The following is a 16,007-nucleotide window of genomic DNA, read 5'->3' as shown; positions in this document are numbered from 1 at the left end:
AGGCCGCGCGCCGCGGCCAGGCGCCCAATCAAATCAGGTGCCGCCCAATAAGGAAAGGCGGCTCGCGCACGATGCGCGAGCCGCTTTTTGTCTCAGGCGCGAGACAGCCGGGGCCGCCGCATGGGTTCCGTCAGACGTCCGCCGTCAGCGCACGGATCGTCGGCAGGTTGCGCCAGTAGCCCTTCGCATCCATCCCGCAGCCGAACACATAGCGGTCGGGCACCGCGAACCCGCAGAAGTCAGGGTGCAGCGGCTTCGCCTTCGCGAGCGTCTTCTCGCACAGCACGGCGGACAGGAAGCGCTTCGCACCCATCTCGAGGATGCGGTCGCGAATCGCAGCCATCGTTTCGCCTTCGTCGAGGATGTCGTCGAGCACGAGCACGATGCGGTCCTTCACCGATTCGCGCGGCGCGACGCGCCAGTGCATCTCGGGGCTGCCCTTCGTCGTGTTGCGGTAGCGCGTCAGGTGGATGTAGTCGAATTCGAGCGGGAAATCGAGGTGCGGCAGCAGCATGCCGGTGAACACCGCCGCACCGCCCATCACCGACAGCACGAGCGGAAACTCCTCGCCGATCTGGCCGCGGATCTCCTCGGCCATCCGGCCGATCGACGCGTTGACTTCGCCAGCGGAGACGATCTCTTCGGAGTGTTGGAAAATGTGGAGGGCTTCTTCTCGATTCATGAGGTCTGGCGAGCGGTCTCGTCTGGGATACCAATAAGAATGAAACAATGCGACGCCACGCGCTACAGCATATACCCGCGCGCGGCGCCGCGGCGAATCAGCGCAGGCCGGGCATCATGCCCTTTATGCCGCGCATCATCTTCTGCAGGTTGCCGCCCTTGAGCTTCTTCATCATCGTGCGCATCTGGTCGTACTGATTGAGCATCCGGTTGACCTCCTGCACCGGCACGCCCGCGCCCGCCGCGATCCGGCGCTTGCGCGTCGCCTTGATGATCTCGGGCTTCGCGCGCTCGGCGGGCGTCATCGAATTGATGATGCCTTCCATCCGGCGGATCTGCTTTTCGGCCTGGCCCATGTCGGCGCCCGCGGCGGCCTGCTGGAACTGCGCGGGCAGCTTGTCCATCAGCGACGACAGCCCGCCCATGTTCTTCATCTGCGAGATCTGCGCGCGGAAATCGTTCAGGTCGAAGTCACCGCCTTTCTTCACCTTGTTGGCGAGCTTCTCCGCGGCCTTGATGTCGACGCCGCGCTGCGCTTCCTCGACGAGCGCGAGGATGTCGCCCATCCCGAGGATCCGGTTTGCCATTCGGTCCGGGTGGAAGACTTCGAGGCCGTCGAGCTTCTCGGCGACGCCGACGAACTTGATCGGCTTGCCCGTCACGTGGCGCACCGACAGCGCAGCGCCGCCGCGCGAGTCGCCGTCGAGCTTCGTGAGCACGACGCCCGTGAGCGGCAGCGCGTCGTTGAACGCCTTCGCGGTGTTGACGGCATCCTGGCCGAGCATCGCGTCGACGACGAACAGCGTCTCGACCGGCTCGAGCGCCGCGTGCAGCGCGGCGATCTCCCGCATCATCGCTTCGTCGATGCCGAGGCGGCCCGCGGTGTCGACGAGCAGCACGTCGTGATAATGGCGCCTGGCCCAGTCGACGGCCGCGTTCGCGATGTCGACGGGCTTCTGGTCGGGCGTCGACGGGAAGAAGTCGGCGCCGACCTGCTCGCTCACCGTCTTCAACTGCGCGATCGCGGCGGGGCGATAGACGTCGCACGACACCGTGAGCACCTTCTTCTTGTACTTCTCGCGCAGGAGCTTCGCGAGCTTGCCGACGGTGGTCGTCTTGCCGGCGCCCTGGAGGCCAGCCATCAGGATGATCGCGGGCGGCGTCACGGCGAGGTTCAGCTCGGCCGCCTTGCCTTCGTAGTCGCCGCCGATCACGGCGGTCAGTTCCTTCTGGACCACGCCGACGAGCGCCTGGCCGGGCGACAGGCTGCCGACCACGTCCTCGCCGAGCGCCTTTTCCCTGACCTTCGCGATGAAGTCGCGGACGACGGGCAGCGCGACGTCGGCCTCGAGGAGCGCGAGCCGCACTTCGCGGAGCATCTCCTGGGTGTTTGCCTCGGTGAGCCGGGCCTCGCCGCGCAGCGTCTTGACGACGCGCGCCATCCGTTGGGTGAGATTGTCGAGCATGGGGAGCGATGGACAGTGAGGCCCGCGGGCGCGAGTGGGACAAAAAGCCGGCCGTCGCGGGTTGGGGGCCTAGTGTAAACTTCGAACATGGATATTGTACTGTATGCCCTCACCGCGCTCCTGTACGGCGGCCTCGCCGCCGCCGGCTGGCGCGCGCGCCGCGCCGGCGCGGCGCGTCCGCTCGTCGCGAGCGTGCCGGCCGTCCCGCCCGCGCGCGAACCTGCTTCGGGCGGGATGGGCGGGCTCGGGCGCGCGCTTCTCGGCGTCGCGCTGCTCGCGCATGGGGTGCTGCTGCACATGACGATCTTCCCGCACGACGCGATGGTGTTCGGCTTCGCATTCGCGCTGTCGGCGATGTTCTGGCTCGGCGCCGGCATCTACTGGATCGAGAGCTTCTTCTTCCCGCTCGACGGGATGCGGCTTCTCGTGCTGCCGCTCGCGGGCGTCGCGTCGCTCCTGCCGCTCGCATTCGGCGGCGTGCGCGTGCTGCCGTATGCGGCGGCGCCGCTCTTCAAGGTGCACTTCCTGATCGCGAACATCGCGTACGGGCTCTTCGCGATCGCGGCGCTCCACGCGGTGCTGATGCTGATGGTCGAGCGGCGCCTGCACGCGCTGCGGCACGACGGGTTGCGCGAGTCGTCGGGCTGGGTCGCCGGCTGGCTCGACACGCTGCCGCCGCTTCTCACGCTCGAGAAGCTGCTGTTCCGCCTGATCGGCGCGGGCTTCGTGCTGCTCACGCTGACGCTCGCGACGGGCATCCTGTTCAGCGAGCAGATCGACGCGCGCGCGCTCAAGCTCGATCACAAGACCGTGTTCGCGATCCTGTCCTGGCTGATGTTCGGCGGGCTCCTCGTCGCGCGCAAGACGTCCGGCTGGCGCGGCCGCGGCGCGGCGCGCTGGGTGCTCGCGTCGTTCGTCGCGCTGCTGCTCGCGTACGTCGGTAGCCGCTTCGTTCTCGAGGTGCTGCTGCACCGTTCCGTGGTCTGAACACCTGAACCCGATGCGACAAATCCTTCTTCTTATCGTGCTGTTCTTCGCGAGCTCGTGGGTCGCGAGAAAGATTCGCCAGGCGCAGGCGCGCGGCGACGGCCCGTTCGCGGGCGGCACGGGCCGCACGGCCGATTCCGCGCCCGGCACGGGCGGCGCGGCACATGCGGGCCGCGCGCGCGACGCCGCGCTGCCGGAGCCGATGGTTCGCTGCACGGAATGCGGAGTGCATGCGCCGAAGAGCGACGCCATCGCCGCGGGCGGCGAGTATTTCTGCAGTCCGGAGCACGCGGCGCGTCACGCCGCGCATTCGGGCAGCCGCAGCGAGCAATGAGCGAAGCGGGGCGCTTCGCCGTCGGCGCCGACGGCTGGGTAGACGGCGCGCGGCGCGAGCCGTCGCCGAATTTCGAAGCGCGGCCCGACGGCGAGGTCGTCTCGCTCGTCGTGATCCACAACATCAGCCTGCCGCCCGGCGAGTTCGGCGGCGACGCGATCGTCGAGCTGTTCCAGAATCGTCTCGACTGCGACGCGCATCCGTACTACGCCGCGCATCTGCGCGGCGTGCGGGTTTCCGCGCATTTCCTGATCAGGCGAGACGGCACGCTGATCCAGTTCGTGTCGTGCGACGCGCGCGCGTGGCACGCAGGCGCGTCGAGCTTCTTCGGCCGCGAGCGCTGTAACGATTTTTCAGTCGGCATCGAACTCGAAGGCGCGGATGACGTCGCGTTCGGCGCGCCGCAGTATGCAACGCTCGCCGCGCTCGCGCGCGCGCTCGCCGCGCATTACCCGATCGATGCGTTCGCGGGCCACGAGCACGTTGCGCCCGGACGCAAGACCGATCCCGGTCCGCACTTCGATTGGCAACGTCTCGCTGACGATGCCGGTTTCCCGCCGCGATACTTTCCCTATCGGAAGCACTGAGCGCGTGGTCTTTTTGATGTGCGTCGCATTGTTTCGCCGGCCGTGCCTTGCCGCGTCGGCGTATCGCGCTTGTCAATAGATCGCGAGCAAATTTTTCCTTTGGCGCTTCGGCGAGGCTCCACTATACTTGGGGCCAATCGAGCAGTTCGGCACTACATATAGTGTGTCGATCGGGGTGTTTTCCGCTCCCGACCGCGGTCCCGGCGTCGCCGCCGGCCCGCGACATTCTCAGTGCGGCGCATCCGGCCGGCGGTCCGGCGCGCTGCGACCCGCGTGGAAAAGTGCAGCCAGAGGCGCGATACGCATGATGAAGGCCAGTGTGGAATCGAGCGTATCGCGCGGGCCCGACCGGCGCCGCCGCCGCTTCTTCCGCGTCTTACCGCCCGCGCACCTTGTGGCGCACCGTTCGTTTTAATCCGCGGTTCCTTGCCGCATCACCCAACACCAGGAGTTTTGCCCATGCAAACCACCGACAACGCGACGTCCCAATTCGAGAGCGCGGCGAACCGCCCTCTCGCCGGGGGCGCACAAGGCGCGCCGGCACTTGCGTTGCAGACGACGTACGCCGACTACAAGGTGATCCGCCGCAACGGCAGCGTGGTGTCGTTCGAACCGTCGAAGATCGCGATCGCGGTGACGAAGGCGTTCCTCGCCGTCAACGGCGGCCAGGGCGCGGCGTCGGCGCGCGTGCGCGAGCTCGTCGAGCAACTGACGCAAACCGTCGTGCGCGCGCTCGTGCGCAGCCGCCCGAACGGCGGCACGTTTCATATTGAAGACATTCAGGATCAGGTCGAGCTCGCGCTGATGCGCGGCGGCGAGCACAACGTCGCGCGCGCGTACGTGCTGTATCGCGAGAAGCGCCACCTCGAGCGCGTCCACGCGGGCGAGGCGGCGGCCGTCGAATCGTCGGCCGCCGGCGGCATCAACGTGACGGACAACGGCGTCACGCGAGCGCTCGATCTGAACGCGCTGCGGGCGCTGATCGTATCGGCGTGCGAAGGCCTGGGCGACGCAGTGAACCCCGAGCCGATCGTCGCGGAAACGGTCAAGAACCTGTACGACGGCGTGCCGATGACGCAGGTCTACGATTCGTCGATCCTCGCCGCGCGCACGATGATCGAAAAGGACCCGGCGTACAGCCAGGTCACGGCCCGCGTCCTGCTGCACACGATCCGCCGCGAAATCCTCGGCGAGGAGGTGACGCAGGCGGAAATGGCGACGCGCTACGCCGAGTACTTCCCGCAGTTCCTGAAGCGCGGCGTCGAAGCCGAGCTGCTCGACGACAAGCTGCTGCAGTTCGACCTGAAGCGCCTGGGCGACGCGCTCGACGCGAGCCGCGACCTGCAGTTCGGCTACCTCGGCCTGCAGACGCTGTACGACCGCTACTTCCTGCACGTCGACGGCACCCGCATCGAAATGCCGCAGGCGTTCTTCATGCGCGTCGCGATGGGCCTCGCGCTGAACGAGATCGACCGCGAAGCGCGCGCGATCGAGTTTTACAACGTGCTGTCGAGCTTCGATTTCATGAGCTCGACGCCGACGCTCTTCAACTCGGGCACGCGCCGCTCGCAACTGTCGTCGTGCTACCTGACGACGGTCGCGGACGACCTCGACGGCATCTACGAGGCGCTGAAGGACAACGCGCTGCTGTCGAAATTCGCGGGCGGCCTCGGCAACGACTGGACCCGCGTGCGCGCGCTCGGCTCGCATATCAAGGGTACGAACGGCAAGTCGCAAGGCGTGGTCCCGTTCCTGAAGGTCGTCAACGACACGGCGGTCGCCGTGAACCAGGGCGGCAAGCGCAAGGGCGCGGTGTGCGCGTACCTGGAGTCGTGGCACCTCGACATCGAGGAATTCCTCGAGCTGCGCAAGAACACGGGCGACGACCGTCGCCGCACGCATGACATGAACACGGCGAACTGGATTCCCGACCTGTTCATGAAGCGCGTAATGGAAGGCGGCGACTGGACGCTGTTCTCGCCGTCGACTTGCCCGGACCTGCACGACAAGTTTGGCGCCGAGTTCGAGGCGGCCTACGTCGGCTACGAAGAAAAGGTCGCGCGCGGCGAGATCAAGCTCTTCAAGAAGATCCCGGCGCAGCAGCTCTGGCGCAAGATGCTCGGGATGCTGTTCGAGACGGGCCACCCGTGGATCACGTTCAAGGACCCGTGCAACGTGCGCTCGCCGCAGCAGCACGTCGGCGTCGTCCACTCGTCGAACCTGTGCACGGAAATCACGCTGAACACGAGCGACGCCGAGATCGCCGTCTGCAACCTCGGCTCGGTGAACCTCGTCGCGCACCTCGCGAAGCAGGCCGACGGCACCTACGCACTCGACGAGGAGAAGCTCAAGCGCACGGTCAGCGTCGCGATGCGCATGCTCGACAACGTCATCGACATCAACTACTACGCGGTCGCCAAGGCGCGCAACTCGAACCTGAAGCACCGCCCGGTCGGCCTCGGCATCATGGGCTTCCAGGACTGCCTGCACCTGCTGCGCACGCCGTATGCTTCCGGCGAGGCGGTCGAGTTCGCCGACCGCTCGATGGAGGCGGTCTGCTACTACGCGTACTGGGCGTCGACCGAGCTGGCCGAGGAGCGCGGCCGCTATTCGAGCTACCGCGGCTCGCTGTGGGATCGCGGCATCCTCCCGCAGGACACGCTGAAGCTGCTGACGGAAGCTCGCGGCGGCTACGTCGAAGTCGACACGAGCGCGACGCTCGACTGGCCGGCGCTGCGCGCGCGGATCGACTCGTTCGGGATGCGCAACTCGAACTGCGTCGCGATCGCGCCGACGGCGACGATCTCGAACATCATCGGCGTGTCGGCGTGCATCGAGCCGACCTTCCAGAACCTGTACGTGAAGTCGAACCTGTCGGGCGAGTTCACGGTCGTCAACGAGTACCTCGTGCGCGACCTGAAGGAGCGCGGCCTGTGGGACGAAGTGATGGTCGCCGACCTGAAGTACTTCGACGGCATGCTGTCGCGCATCGACCGCATCCCGGCCGACCTGCGCGCGATCTACGCGACCGCGTTCGAAGTCGATCCGAAGTGGCTCGTCGAGGCGGCGTCGCGCCGTCAGAAGTGGATCGACCAGGCGCAGTCGCTGAACATCTACATGGGCGGCGCGTCGGGCAAAAAGCTCGACGAGGTCTACAAGCTCGCGTGGCTGCGCGGCCTGAAGACGACGTACTACCTGCGCACGATGGCGGCGACGCACGTCGAGAAGTCGACGGTCGCGCACGGCGCGCTGAACGCGGTGCCGACTTCGGGCGGCACGAGCGGCGGGGCGGCGGGCGGCGCGCAAGGCGCGGCGGGCGGCTTCGGCGCGGCGGGCGGCGATGCGCCGTCGGGCGCGATGAGCGCGGCGCCGATCGAGGCGGACGGCCCGGTGTGCACGATGCGTCCGGGCGATCCGGGCTTCGAAGAGTGCGAAGCGTGCCAGTGATGCGGCGCGCGTAGTGCGAAACGAGCGCGAGCGGCGCGTGACGAAGACCGATAAAGGTTGAAGTGCGCGCCGCTCTCTACTAAAAAAATGATAAGGAATCTGTAACGCGGCGAGCGCGTTGCAGCGAGCGGGAAGAGTGATCGAAACATCCCCCGACGACGTCGCGTTTCGATCCGCGTTCGATGCGTCGAGCGCTCCTCGCGAATCACGCGCGGCATACATCGCGCTCCGCATGAACGACGATGCGTTGCTCAAAGTGTTGTATCGAGGTTGCAACGCGAATCGAAAAAAGGATTTTTCATGAGCGAACCCTTTTATCGCTCAGGAAAAGATGGTACAAACCGATCTAAATTGATGGTGAGAATTTATGCTCAACTGGGATGACGAGAAGACTGCCGTAACTCCCGCGAGCGGAGCGCAGCACAACGCGATGCGCGACCCCGCAGGAATGGCTGTCGGATTGCAGGCCGCGGTGCCTGCCGCTCATCAAGCTTCGTCGGCCCGCGACATCTTCGCGGGCGATTTCGCCGTGGCGCCGAATGCATCGGCCGCCGTCGCTTCGGAAGCGCGGGTCAACGTCGCCGACAAGCGCATCATCAACGGCAAGACCGACGTCAACCAGCTCGTCCCGTTCAAGTACAAGTGGGCGTGGGAGAAGTACCTGGCCGGCTGCGCGAATCACTGGATGCCGCAGGAAATCAACATGTCCCGCGACATCGCGCTCTGGAAGGACCCGAACGGCCTGACGGAAGACGAGCGCCGGATCGTCAAGCGCAACCTCGGCTTCTTCGTGACGGCCGATTCGCTCGCGGCGAACAACATCGTGCTCGGCACGTACCGCCACATCACGGCGCCCGAGTGCCGGCAGTTCCTGCTGCGCCAGGCGTTCGAAGAGGCGATCCACACGCACGCGTACCAATATATTGTCGAATCGCTCGGCCTCGACGAAGGCGAGATCTTCAACGCGTACCACGAGGTCGCGGCGATCCGTGCGAAGGACGAGTTCCTGATTCCGTTCATCCATACGCTGACCGATCCGGCCTTCACGACGGGCACGCTGGAGGCCGATCAGAAGCTGCTGAAGTCGCTGATCGTGTTCGCGTGCATCATGGAAGGCCTGTTCTTCTATGTCGGCTTCACCCAAATTCTCGCGCTTGGCCGTCAGAACAAGATGACGGGCGCGGCGGAGCAATACCAGTACATCCTGCGCGACGAGTCGATGCACTGCAACTTCGGGATCGACCTGATCAACCAGATCAAGCTCGAGAACCCGCACCTGTGGACGGCCGAATTCCGCGCCGAGATCCGCGAGCTGTTCAAGCACGCGGTCGATCTCGAGTACCGCTATGCGGAGGACACGATGCCGCGCGGCGTGCTGGGCCTGAACGCGTCGATGTTCAAGAGCTACCTGCGCTTCATCAGCAACCGCCGTTGCCAGCAGATCGGCCTCGATCCGCTGTTCCCGAACGAGGAAAACCCGTTCCCGTGGATGAGCGAGATGATCGACTTGAAGAAGGAGCGCAACTTCTTCGAGACGCGAGTGATCGAGTATCAGACGGGCGGTGCGTTGTCGTGGGAATGACCCGACGCGCAGCCGACGAGTAACGATGTGGATGCCGGGCGCAGCCCGGCGCAAGGTTTTGGAGCAAGAACGCCTGATGCAAAGCATGTCCGGCGCCTCAAGGGCCCAAGTACACGACAGGCACTTTGCGAACCCTTCAGTGGGATGGGCAAACTTCCCTCCGGAAAGGGCGGGCGGCCGAGCGGCCGCCGGCTCGATCAAGCGATTAGGGGCGGCGGCGCAGGGCGCGCCGGCTGCCGACTTGATTTGGCGCGCGGTGCCAAGGGGCACGGCGCGCCATACCGTATTCATTAGCGTAAGCAAGTGTCATCCGCGTACGCCGATGAATAGCCCGCTTCGCAGCGCACGTGCTGACAAACGTCCGCGGGAAGCGGGTTTTGACGAAGGGTGTAGTTTGAACTGACTCTCATCTGAACCTGAAGGAGAAAATGATGGCACTTGCCAAGAAGAAGCCGGCCGCCAAGAAGGTTGCCGCGAAGAAGGTCGCTGCCAAGAAGGCCGCACCGGCGAAGAAGGCAGCGGTGAAGAAGGTTGCGGCGAAGAAGGTCGCCGTGAAGAAGGTTGCTGCGAAGAAGGTCGCGGCGAAGAAGGCTGCACCGGCGAAGAAGGTCGCAGCGAAGAAGGTTGCGGCGAAGAAGGTCGCTGCCAAGAAGGCGCCGGCGAAGAAGGCTGCTGCGAAGAAAGTCGCCGTGAAGAAGGTTGCGGCGAAGAAGGTTGCCGCGAAGAAGGCGCCGGCGAAGAAAGCCGCTGCGAAGAAAGTCGCCGTGAAGAAGGTCGCGGCGAAGAAGGCCGCACCGGCGAAGAAGGCTGCCGCCAAGAAGGCTGTTGCGAAGAAGGCCGCGCCGGCGAAGAAGGCTGCTGCGAAGAAAGCTGCGCCGAAGAAGGCAGTCGTGAAGAAGGCTGCGCCGGCGACGACGGCGTCGACGGCATCGGTTGCTCCGGCATCGGGCGTGAAGACCGCGCTCAACCCGGCAGCGGCATGGCCGTTCCCGACCGGCAGCCGTCCGTAAAGACTCGCTGCGCCAAAGCGGACACCGTCGTGTCCTGAATCGAGTAGTCCTACTCGATCGAGATCCCGTCATCGGCTCGCCGGTGGCGGGATTTTTTCATGGCGGCCGCCGTGCGCCGCCCGTGTCCGGACGGCGCGCATAAAAAAAACGCATGCGCAAAGATGCGCATGCGTTTTCGTTCGTGCGGCGCGCGCCGCATCGTGCTCCGGCATGCCGGACGTGGCCGCCGGCGCCGATCGATCAGTGCGTGACGCGGGTCACGCCGCCGCTCGACAGCAGTCGCACGCGTTCGCCCGCGCGGAACACTTCGGGCGTGGCCGCTTGCGTGATCGAGCGCAGGTCGCCGTTGTCGAGGCGCACGGTGATTTCGACGCCGTTCGCCGAACTGAGGCCCTGGCCGACCGCATTGCCGGCCACCGCGCCGGCGAGGCCGCCCGCGATCGCGGTCAGCACCGAGCCGCGGCCGCCGCCGATCGCGCTGCCAGCGACCGCGCCGAGCGCGCCGCCGCCGAGCGTGCCGAGCGCGCTGCCGCCGCCGTCGCCCTGAATCCGCACCGCGCGGACGCTTTCGACCGTGCCCATCCGCACGGTCTGTTCGCGCTGCGCCTGGCCGGCGCTATAGACGTCGGCGGAACCCGGCGGCGTGAAGCAGCCGGCGAGCGTCACCGTCGCGGTCAGCATCGCGGCGAGCGTGAGGGTTTTCTTGGTCAACATGTTTCATCTTCTCCAAACAAGATTCACTTCGGACTGTAGCCGAACGCGGTCTCGAAGCGTGAATCGATTTCCGCGCGGGTCGGCGCGTACGTCTGCGGCCCCTGGTGCGCGATCTTCAGCGAGCCCATCAGGCTCGCGAGGCGCCCCGTCGTCGCCCAGTCGAAGTCGTGCTCGATCCCGTACAGCAAGCCGCCGCGGAACGCGTCGCCGCAGCCGGTCGGATCGATGACCCGTTCCGCGTGCACGGCCGGAATCTGCTCTTCGCCGTCGCGGTGACGGATCGTCGCACCGTGCTCGCCGCGCGTGATGATGAGCGCCTGAACCCGGCTGGCGATTTCGTCTTCGGACCAACCCGTCTTGTCGCACACCAGCTTGGCTTCGTAATCGTTGACAGCAATGTAAGTCGCAAGTTCAATGCTGCGGCGCAAGGTGGCGCCGTCGAAGAGGGGCAATCCCTGGCCCGGATCGAAGATGAACGGCACGCTAGCCTGCGCAAGCTCGTCGGTATGCTGGACCATCCCCTGGAAGCCGTCCGGGCCGACGATCGCGAGCTTGATGCCCTTCGCCTCGCCCGCATGATTCACGTGCGACTGCATCATCGCGCCCGGGTGGAATGCGGTGATCTGGTTGTTGTCGAGATCGGTCGTGATCATCGCCTGCGCCGAATACGTGTCGGGCAGCACGCGCACGTGTTCGCGCGACAGGCCGAGCGCATCCATGCGATCGAGGTACGGCTGCGCGTCGACCGCGCCGAGCGTGCCCATCATCCGTGCGTCGCCGCCGAGCAGATTCAGCGCGTACGCGATGTTGCCAGCGCAGCCGCCGAATTCGCGACGCATCGTCGGCACGAGGAAGCTCAGATTGATGAGGTGCACCTGGTCGGGCAGGATGTGCTCGCGAAAGCGCCCTTCGAAGGTCATGATGTTGTCGTAGGCGATCGAACCGCAAATCAGCGTAGCCAAGGTGTGCGTTCCTGTAGAGAAGGTGAGAGGGCGGCCGCGGCGCGTCTTTCGCCCGCCGCGCGGCAGGCGGGCGCGGCGCGCCGCGGCCGTTCGGTGCGGCTTATTTCAGTGCGGCGAGCGCGGCGTCGTAGTCCGGCTCGTCCTTGATCTCGCCGACAAGCTCGGTGTGCGTCACCTTGTCGTTCTCGTCGATCACGACGACTGCGCGCGCGGTCAGGCCGTCGAGCGGGCCGCTCGTCACGTTCACGCCGTATGCGTCGGCGAACGCGCGGCCGCCTCGGAACGTCGACGCGGTGACGACGTTCGCGAGGCCCTCCGCCGTGCAGAAGCGGGTCGCGGCGAACGGCAGGTCCGCCGACACGACGACGACGACCGTGTTGTCGAGCTTGCTCGCCGCTTCGTTGAACTTGCGAGTCGACGTCGCGCAGGTCGGCGTGTCGAGGCTCGGGACGATGTTCAGCACCTTGCGCTTGCCCGCGAAGGTCGCGAGCGACACGTCGGCGAGGTCCTTGCCGACCAGCTTGAAGTCGGGCGCCTGCGAGCCGGCTGCGGGGAACGTGCCGGCGATGTCGATCGGGTTGCCGCCCAGCGTGACTTTGCTCATGTTCGTGCTCCAAGTGTGTGCGCCGATGCGGCGCAAGGGTTGAGGCCGAGGCCGCGCGCCGCGTTGCGGCGCGTTACGGATAAAAGATCTGCACGCGGAAGTTCGATGCGGCGATGTCGTCCGTGTCGATCCGGACGATCATCGTCTGGGTCGCGCCGGCGGGCATGCCTGCCTCGACGCGCGTGCCGGGGCGCGCGTAGTCGCGCGGCGCGAGCACGCGGCGCGCGGTGATGTTGTTCGCTTCGTCGAGCAGCGTGAGCTCGATCGACGGATAGGCAAGCGCGACGCGGTAGCGGTTCGTGAGCGGCACCTTCAGCTCGAGAAGGCGCGGGCCGTCGAGCTGGCGCAGGTCGGATGCGTCGAGCCGCAGGCCGTCGATTGCGCGCGGCGGCGTGACCGTGCAGCCGAGCGTCGCGCACGCCTCTTTGAAGAGCGGCTCGGTCGACGGCCAGTAGATCGTGATCGTTTCGCGTTGCCACCACGCGAGTTGTGCGGCGAGCAGCGCCGCGAGCGCCAGGGCGACGATCGCGCCGAGCGCGCGCGCGAAGCCGCCGCGCGCGGCGTTCGTCCGCGTTTCGCGGGTCATCGCGAAATGCTCGCGGTTGTCGGTCTCGGGCGCCGCGGCGAACGGCTCGGCATCCGCTCGGGACGGCGCGGCTGAGCCGAAGTGCGGCTCGCGATCGTGAGGGATTCCGGCGAGCGCGGCGGCCGCGGGCGATGCGAGTACGGGTTCGATCGCGTCGCCGGGCAGCGGGGCGAATGTGCGCGCGGGATCGGGCTCGTGTTGCGCGGTCGCGCCTCGATCGAGGTCGCGATCGAGCGTCGGGCGCGGCGGAAGAGGAAATTCGCGAGCGCGGGCGGTGGGCAGATCGGCTTCGGGCGTTGCGGCGGCCTGCGCTTCGGGCGTTTCGTCCGCGCCCGCATGCGCCGCGACCGCGACGCCGGCTGCGGCGCTCGCGCTCGTCATCTGCAGCTTCGGATCGACCGCGCCGTCGAGCCAAGGGCCCCACATGTCCCAGGCGCCTGGTGTGAAATCGCGATGGCCTGCTTCGAGCGGGCGGCGATCGGGAGACGTCGCGTCGAACAGGCGCTGCAGCGCCGGCTGCTGCTCCGGCGTGCGCGGCGCCGCTTGCGCAGCAGCCGCTTCCGGCTCGGCGGGCACGAGCGCGCGCGCCGCGTCGAACACTTGCTGGCAATGGCCGCAGCGCACGAGACCGTCGTGCAGCGCAAGCTGTTCCCGCTGCAATCGGAAGACGGTTTCACAATGAGGGCAGCGCGTCGCGAGGAGCATGGTCAGCCGGGCAGCCAGCGGGGCCTGAGTGAAGGACAGCGCTTATTCTAATGGCTTTCGCGCCGAGTTCCGGCGAGGCATACCCAACCTTCGTGTTCGCGCCAGACGGCGATATCGATATAGCGGGCGTAGACGCTCGCGACTTCGTCCGCCTGCCGCGCAAGCACGCCCGACAGCGCGATGCGCCCGCCCGGCTTCACCTTCGACGCAAGCATCGACGCCATCAGCTTCAGCGGATTCGACAGGATGTTCGCGACGACGATGTCGAATTCGCCGTCGGGGCAGTCGCCGGGCAGGCCGTACGCGACGTCGGTGCGATTGCGCTCGCTGTTCTGGCGCGCCGCTTCGACCGCTTGTGGATCGATGTCGATGCCGGTCACGCTGCCCGCGCCGCACTTCTTCGCGAGGATCGCGAGAATGCCCGAGCCGCAGCCGTAATCGAGCACCGTCTGGCCGGGTTGCACGGTCTGCTCGAGCCATTCCATGCAAAGGCGCGTCGTCGGATGGCTGCCCGTGCCGAACGCGAGGCCCGGATCGAGCTCGAGCACGAGCGCGTCGGGCTCCGGCGCGTCGTGCCACGACGGCACGACCCAGATCTTCTCGCCGATGTGGATCGGATCGAATTGCGATTGCGTGAGCCGCACCCAGTCCTGCTCTTCGACTTCGCGCAGCTCGAAGCGCGGCGTTTCGTCGAGGCCGGCTTCGTTCGCGGCGGCGGCGAGCAGCACCGCGGGATCCTGCGTCGCCTCGACGAGCGCGATCACGCGCGAATGCTGCCACGCGGTGCGCTCGGGCACGAGGCCCGGTTCGCCAAAGAGCGGCTGCTCGTCCGGCGTGTCGGCGTCGGCGTCTTCCACGGACACCGACAGCGCGCCCAACTCGACGAGCGCGTCGGACAGTGCCTCCGCGCGCTCGCGGGGCAGCTCGGCGACGAGTTCCCGATAGCTCATGATCACGCTTCTTCCGGCGCGGCCTGCAGCTTCTGCGCGAGCCGGTTCTCGAGATAGTGGATGCTGGGGCCGCCTTCGACGAATTTCGAGTCGAGCATCAGTTCGCGATGCAGCGGGATGTTGGTCAGGATGCCTTCGACCACCATTTCCGACAGCGCGATGCGCATCCGGTTGATCGCCTGCTCGCGCGTCGCGCCGTAGGCGATCAGCTTGCCGATCATCGAATCGTAGTTGGGCGGAACGAAATAACCATTGTACGCGTGCGAATCGACGCGGATGCCGGGGCCGCCCGGCGTGTGCCACGACGTGATCCGGCCCGGCGACGGCGTGAACTTGAACGGATCTTCGGCGTTGATCCGGCATTCGATCGCGTGGCCGCGGAACTGGATGTCGCGCTGGCGGACCGACAGCTTCTCGCCCGCCGCGATCCTGATCTGTTCCTGGACGATGTCGACGCCTGTGATCAGCTCCGTCACCGGATGCTCGACCTGCACGCGCGTGTTCATCTCGATGAAGTAGAACTCGTTGTTCTCGTAGAGGAACTCGAACGTGCCCGCGCCGAGGTAGCCCATCTTCTTGCACGCGTCCGCGCAGCGGTCGCCGATCCGGTCGATCAGGCGGCGCGCGATGCCGGGCGCGGGCGCTTCCTCGATCACCTTCTGGTGACGGCGCTGCATCGAGCAGTCGCGCTCGCCGAGCCAGACCGCGTTCTTGTGCGAATCGGAGAGCACCTGAATCTCGATGTGGCGCGGATTTTCGAGGAACTTCTCCATGTAGACCTGCGGATTGCCGAACGCGCGGCCCGCTTCCTCGCGCGTCATGTTGACCGCGTTCACGAGCGCCGCCTCGGTGTGGACGACGCGCATCCCGCGTCCGCCGCCGCCGCCCGCCGCCTTGATGATCACCGGATAGCCGATCGAGCGTGCAATTTTCACGATCTCCTTCGGGTCGTCCGGCAACGCGCCGTCCGAGCCCGGCACGCAAGGCACGCCGGTGCGGATCATCGTCTGTTTCGCGGTGACTTTGTCGCCCATCATGCGGATCGTGTCCGGGCGCGGACCGATGAACGTGAAGCCCGACTGCTCGACGCGCTCGGCGAAATCGGCGTTCTCCGACAGGAAGCCGTAGCCCGGGTGGATCGCCTCGGCGTCGGTGACTTCGGCCGCGCTGATCAGGGCCGGCATGTTCAGGTAGCTCAGATTCGACGGAGCGGGGCCGATACAGACCGCTTCGTCGGCTAACTTCACGTACTTGGCTTCCTTGTCGGCCTCGGAATAGACGACTACCGTCTTGACGCCGAGCTCGCGGCACGCGCGCTGAATGCGCAGCGCGATTTCCCCGCGGTTGGCAATGAGGATTTTTTCAAACATAGCGAGTATTCGTCTCTTCGAT

15 protein-coding genes and 1 pseudogene are annotated in these 16,007 nt (G+C 66.5%); 7 read left to right on the top strand and 9 right to left on the bottom strand.

The window, feature by feature from the left end; translation table 11 throughout:
• Positions 1-130 precede the first annotated feature (130 nt).
• Both WS92_RS26360 and ffh read right to left on the bottom strand, forming a co-directional pair.
• A complete protein-coding gene (locus WS92_RS26360; RefSeq protein ID WP_006025192.1) occupies positions 131-682 on the bottom strand; it encodes a hypoxanthine-guanine phosphoribosyltransferase in 552 nt (183 codons plus the stop codon).
• A 97-nt stretch (positions 683-779) separates the two neighbouring features.
• Positions 780-2,147, bottom strand: a complete 1,368-nt coding sequence (ffh, locus tag WS92_RS26355; protein WP_006025193.1) for a signal recognition particle protein — start codon at positions 2,145-2,147, stop codon at positions 780-782.
• An 87-nt stretch (positions 2,148-2,234) separates the two neighbouring features.
• Between ffh and ccsA the strand changes: the two genes are divergently transcribed.
• The 3 genes from ccsA to ampD are packed head-to-tail and all read left to right on the top strand — an operon-like array spanning position 2,235 to position 4,055.
• On the top strand, positions 2,235-3,134 hold the full coding sequence (ccsA, locus tag WS92_RS26350) for a cytochrome C assembly family protein (RefSeq protein WP_006025194.1): 900 nt from the start codon (positions 2,235-2,237) through the stop codon (positions 3,132-3,134).
• 13 nt (positions 3,135-3,147) lie between these two features.
• Positions 3,148-3,468, top strand: coding sequence for a PP0621 family protein (locus tag WS92_RS26345; protein ID WP_059931100.1), 321 nt, complete (start codon positions 3,148-3,150; stop codon positions 3,466-3,468).
• The gene (ampD, locus tag WS92_RS26340) at positions 3,465-4,055 is read left to right on the top strand and encodes a 1,6-anhydro-N-acetylmuramyl-L-alanine amidase AmpD (protein WP_006025196.1); all 591 of its coding nucleotides are present in this window, start codon (positions 3,465-3,467) and stop codon (positions 4,053-4,055) included. Before WS92_RS26345 ends, ampD begins: the two co-directional genes overlap by 4 nt.
• Positions 4,056-4,207: 152 nt before the next feature.
• On the opposite strand, the pseudogene WS92_RS36825 reads toward ampD, so the two are convergent.
• A pseudogene (locus tag WS92_RS36825) lies at positions 4,208-4,520 on the bottom strand (hypothetical protein).
• Here WS92_RS36825 and WS92_RS26335 point away from each other — a divergent pair.
• From WS92_RS26335 to WS92_RS26325, 4 genes are all read left to right on the top strand, one after another.
• Complete coding sequence (locus tag WS92_RS26335) at positions 4,515-7,502, top strand: ribonucleoside-diphosphate reductase subunit alpha (RefSeq protein WP_059931098.1); 2,988 nt, start codon at positions 4,515-4,517, stop codon at positions 7,500-7,502. The pseudogene WS92_RS36825 and the gene WS92_RS26335 overlap by 6 nt on opposite strands.
• Before the next feature lie 367 nt (positions 7,503-7,869).
• On the top strand, positions 7,870-9,084 hold the full coding sequence (locus WS92_RS26330; protein ID WP_015602388.1) for a ribonucleotide-diphosphate reductase subunit beta: 1,215 nt from the start codon (positions 7,870-7,872) through the stop codon (positions 9,082-9,084).
• A 76-nt stretch (positions 9,085-9,160) separates the two neighbouring features.
• Entirely contained in the window at positions 9,161-9,487 is a 327-nt protein-coding gene (locus WS92_RS33420; protein WP_075644742.1) for a hypothetical protein, read from the top strand.
• A gap of 28 nt (positions 9,488-9,515) precedes the next feature.
• Positions 9,516-10,094 (top strand): histone H1-like DNA-binding protein, encoded by a 579-nt coding sequence (locus WS92_RS26325; RefSeq protein WP_059931096.1) that lies wholly within the window; start codon positions 9,516-9,518, stop codon positions 10,092-10,094.
• Positions 10,095-10,334: 240 nt separating this feature from the next.
• On the opposite strand, the gene WS92_RS26320 is transcribed toward WS92_RS26325, so the two are convergent.
• The 6 genes from WS92_RS26320 to accC form a co-directional block, all read right to left on the bottom strand.
• Positions 10,335-10,808 carry an outer membrane lipoprotein gene (locus WS92_RS26320; protein WP_015601283.1) on the bottom strand — a complete coding sequence of 158 codons (474 nt, stop codon included), beginning with the start codon at positions 10,806-10,808 and terminating at the stop codon, positions 10,335-10,337.
• A 23-nt stretch (positions 10,809-10,831) separates the two neighbouring features.
• Positions 10,832-11,770 carry a carbohydrate kinase family protein gene (locus tag WS92_RS26315; protein ID WP_059931094.1) on the bottom strand — a complete coding sequence of 313 codons (939 nt, stop codon included), beginning with the start codon at positions 11,768-11,770 and terminating at the stop codon, positions 10,832-10,834.
• 100 nt (positions 11,771-11,870) lie between these two features.
• Positions 11,871-12,374, bottom strand: coding sequence for a thiol peroxidase (gene tpx, locus WS92_RS26310; RefSeq protein ID WP_006025203.1), 504 nt, complete (start codon positions 12,372-12,374; stop codon positions 11,871-11,873).
• Positions 12,375-12,447: 73 nt separating this feature from the next.
• Positions 12,448-13,665: a DUF3426 domain-containing protein gene (locus WS92_RS26305; RefSeq protein ID WP_043282268.1), complete on the bottom strand. Its 1,218-nt coding sequence runs from the start codon at positions 13,663-13,665 to the stop codon at positions 12,448-12,450.
• A gap of 47 nt (positions 13,666-13,712) precedes the next feature.
• Positions 13,713-14,615: a 50S ribosomal protein L11 methyltransferase gene (gene prmA / locus WS92_RS26300; RefSeq protein WP_059931093.1), complete on the bottom strand. Its 903-nt coding sequence runs from the start codon at positions 14,613-14,615 to the stop codon at positions 13,713-13,715.
• A 2-nt stretch (positions 14,616-14,617) separates the two neighbouring features.
• Entirely contained in the window at positions 14,618-15,985 is a 1,368-nt protein-coding gene (accC, locus tag WS92_RS26295; RefSeq protein WP_006025206.1) for an acetyl-CoA carboxylase biotin carboxylase subunit, read from the bottom strand.
• Positions 15,986-16,007 lie beyond the last annotated feature (22 nt).

The organism is Burkholderia sp. MSMB1588 (assembly GCF_001546925.1).
GTDB classification, from domain to species: Bacteria; Pseudomonadota; Gammaproteobacteria; order Burkholderiales; family Burkholderiaceae; genus Burkholderia; species Burkholderia humptydooensis.
Note: the sequence above shows the minus strand (reverse complement) of the source record. Positions and strands in the feature narration are given on the sequence as shown.

Bases quoted from the DNA above. Each gene is read 5' to 3' on its own strand.
- WS92_RS26360 (WP_006025192.1), bottom strand. From the start codon at position 682: ATGAATCGAGAAGAAGCCCTCCACATTTTCCAACACTCCGAAGAGATC.
- ffh (WP_006025193.1), bottom strand. From the start codon at position 2,147: ATGCTCGACAATCTCACCCAACGGATGGCGCGCGTCGTCAAGACGCTG.
- ccsA (WP_006025194.1), top strand. From the start codon at position 2,235: ATGGATATTGTACTGTATGCCCTCACCGCGCTCCTGTACGGCGGCCTC.
- WS92_RS26345 (WP_059931100.1), top strand. From the start codon at position 3,148: ATGCGACAAATCCTTCTTCTTATCGTGCTGTTCTTCGCGAGCTCGTGG.
- ampD (WP_006025196.1), top strand. From the start codon at position 3,465: ATGAGCGAAGCGGGGCGCTTCGCCGTCGGCGCCGACGGCTGGGTAGAC.
- WS92_RS26335 (WP_059931098.1), top strand. From the start codon at position 4,515: ATGCAAACCACCGACAACGCGACGTCCCAATTCGAGAGCGCGGCGAAC.
- WS92_RS26330 (WP_015602388.1), top strand. From the start codon at position 7,870: ATGCTCAACTGGGATGACGAGAAGACTGCCGTAACTCCCGCGAGCGGA.
- WS92_RS33420 (WP_075644742.1), top strand. From the start codon at position 9,161: ATGCAAAGCATGTCCGGCGCCTCAAGGGCCCAAGTACACGACAGGCAC.
- WS92_RS26325 (WP_059931096.1), top strand. From the start codon at position 9,516: ATGGCACTTGCCAAGAAGAAGCCGGCCGCCAAGAAGGTTGCCGCGAAG.
- WS92_RS26320 (WP_015601283.1), bottom strand. From the start codon at position 10,808: ATGTTGACCAAGAAAACCCTCACGCTCGCCGCGATGCTGACCGCGACG.
- tpx (WP_006025203.1), bottom strand. From the start codon at position 12,374: ATGAGCAAAGTCACGCTGGGCGGCAACCCGATCGACATCGCCGGCACG.
- WS92_RS26305 (WP_043282268.1), bottom strand. From the start codon at position 13,665: ATGCTCCTCGCGACGCGCTGCCCTCATTGTGAAACCGTCTTCCGATTG.
- prmA (WP_059931093.1), bottom strand. From the start codon at position 14,615: ATGAGCTATCGGGAACTCGTCGCCGAGCTGCCCCGCGAGCGCGCGGAG.
- accC (WP_006025206.1), bottom strand. From the start codon at position 15,985: ATGTTTGAAAAAATCCTCATTGCCAACCGCGGGGAAATCGCGCTGCGC.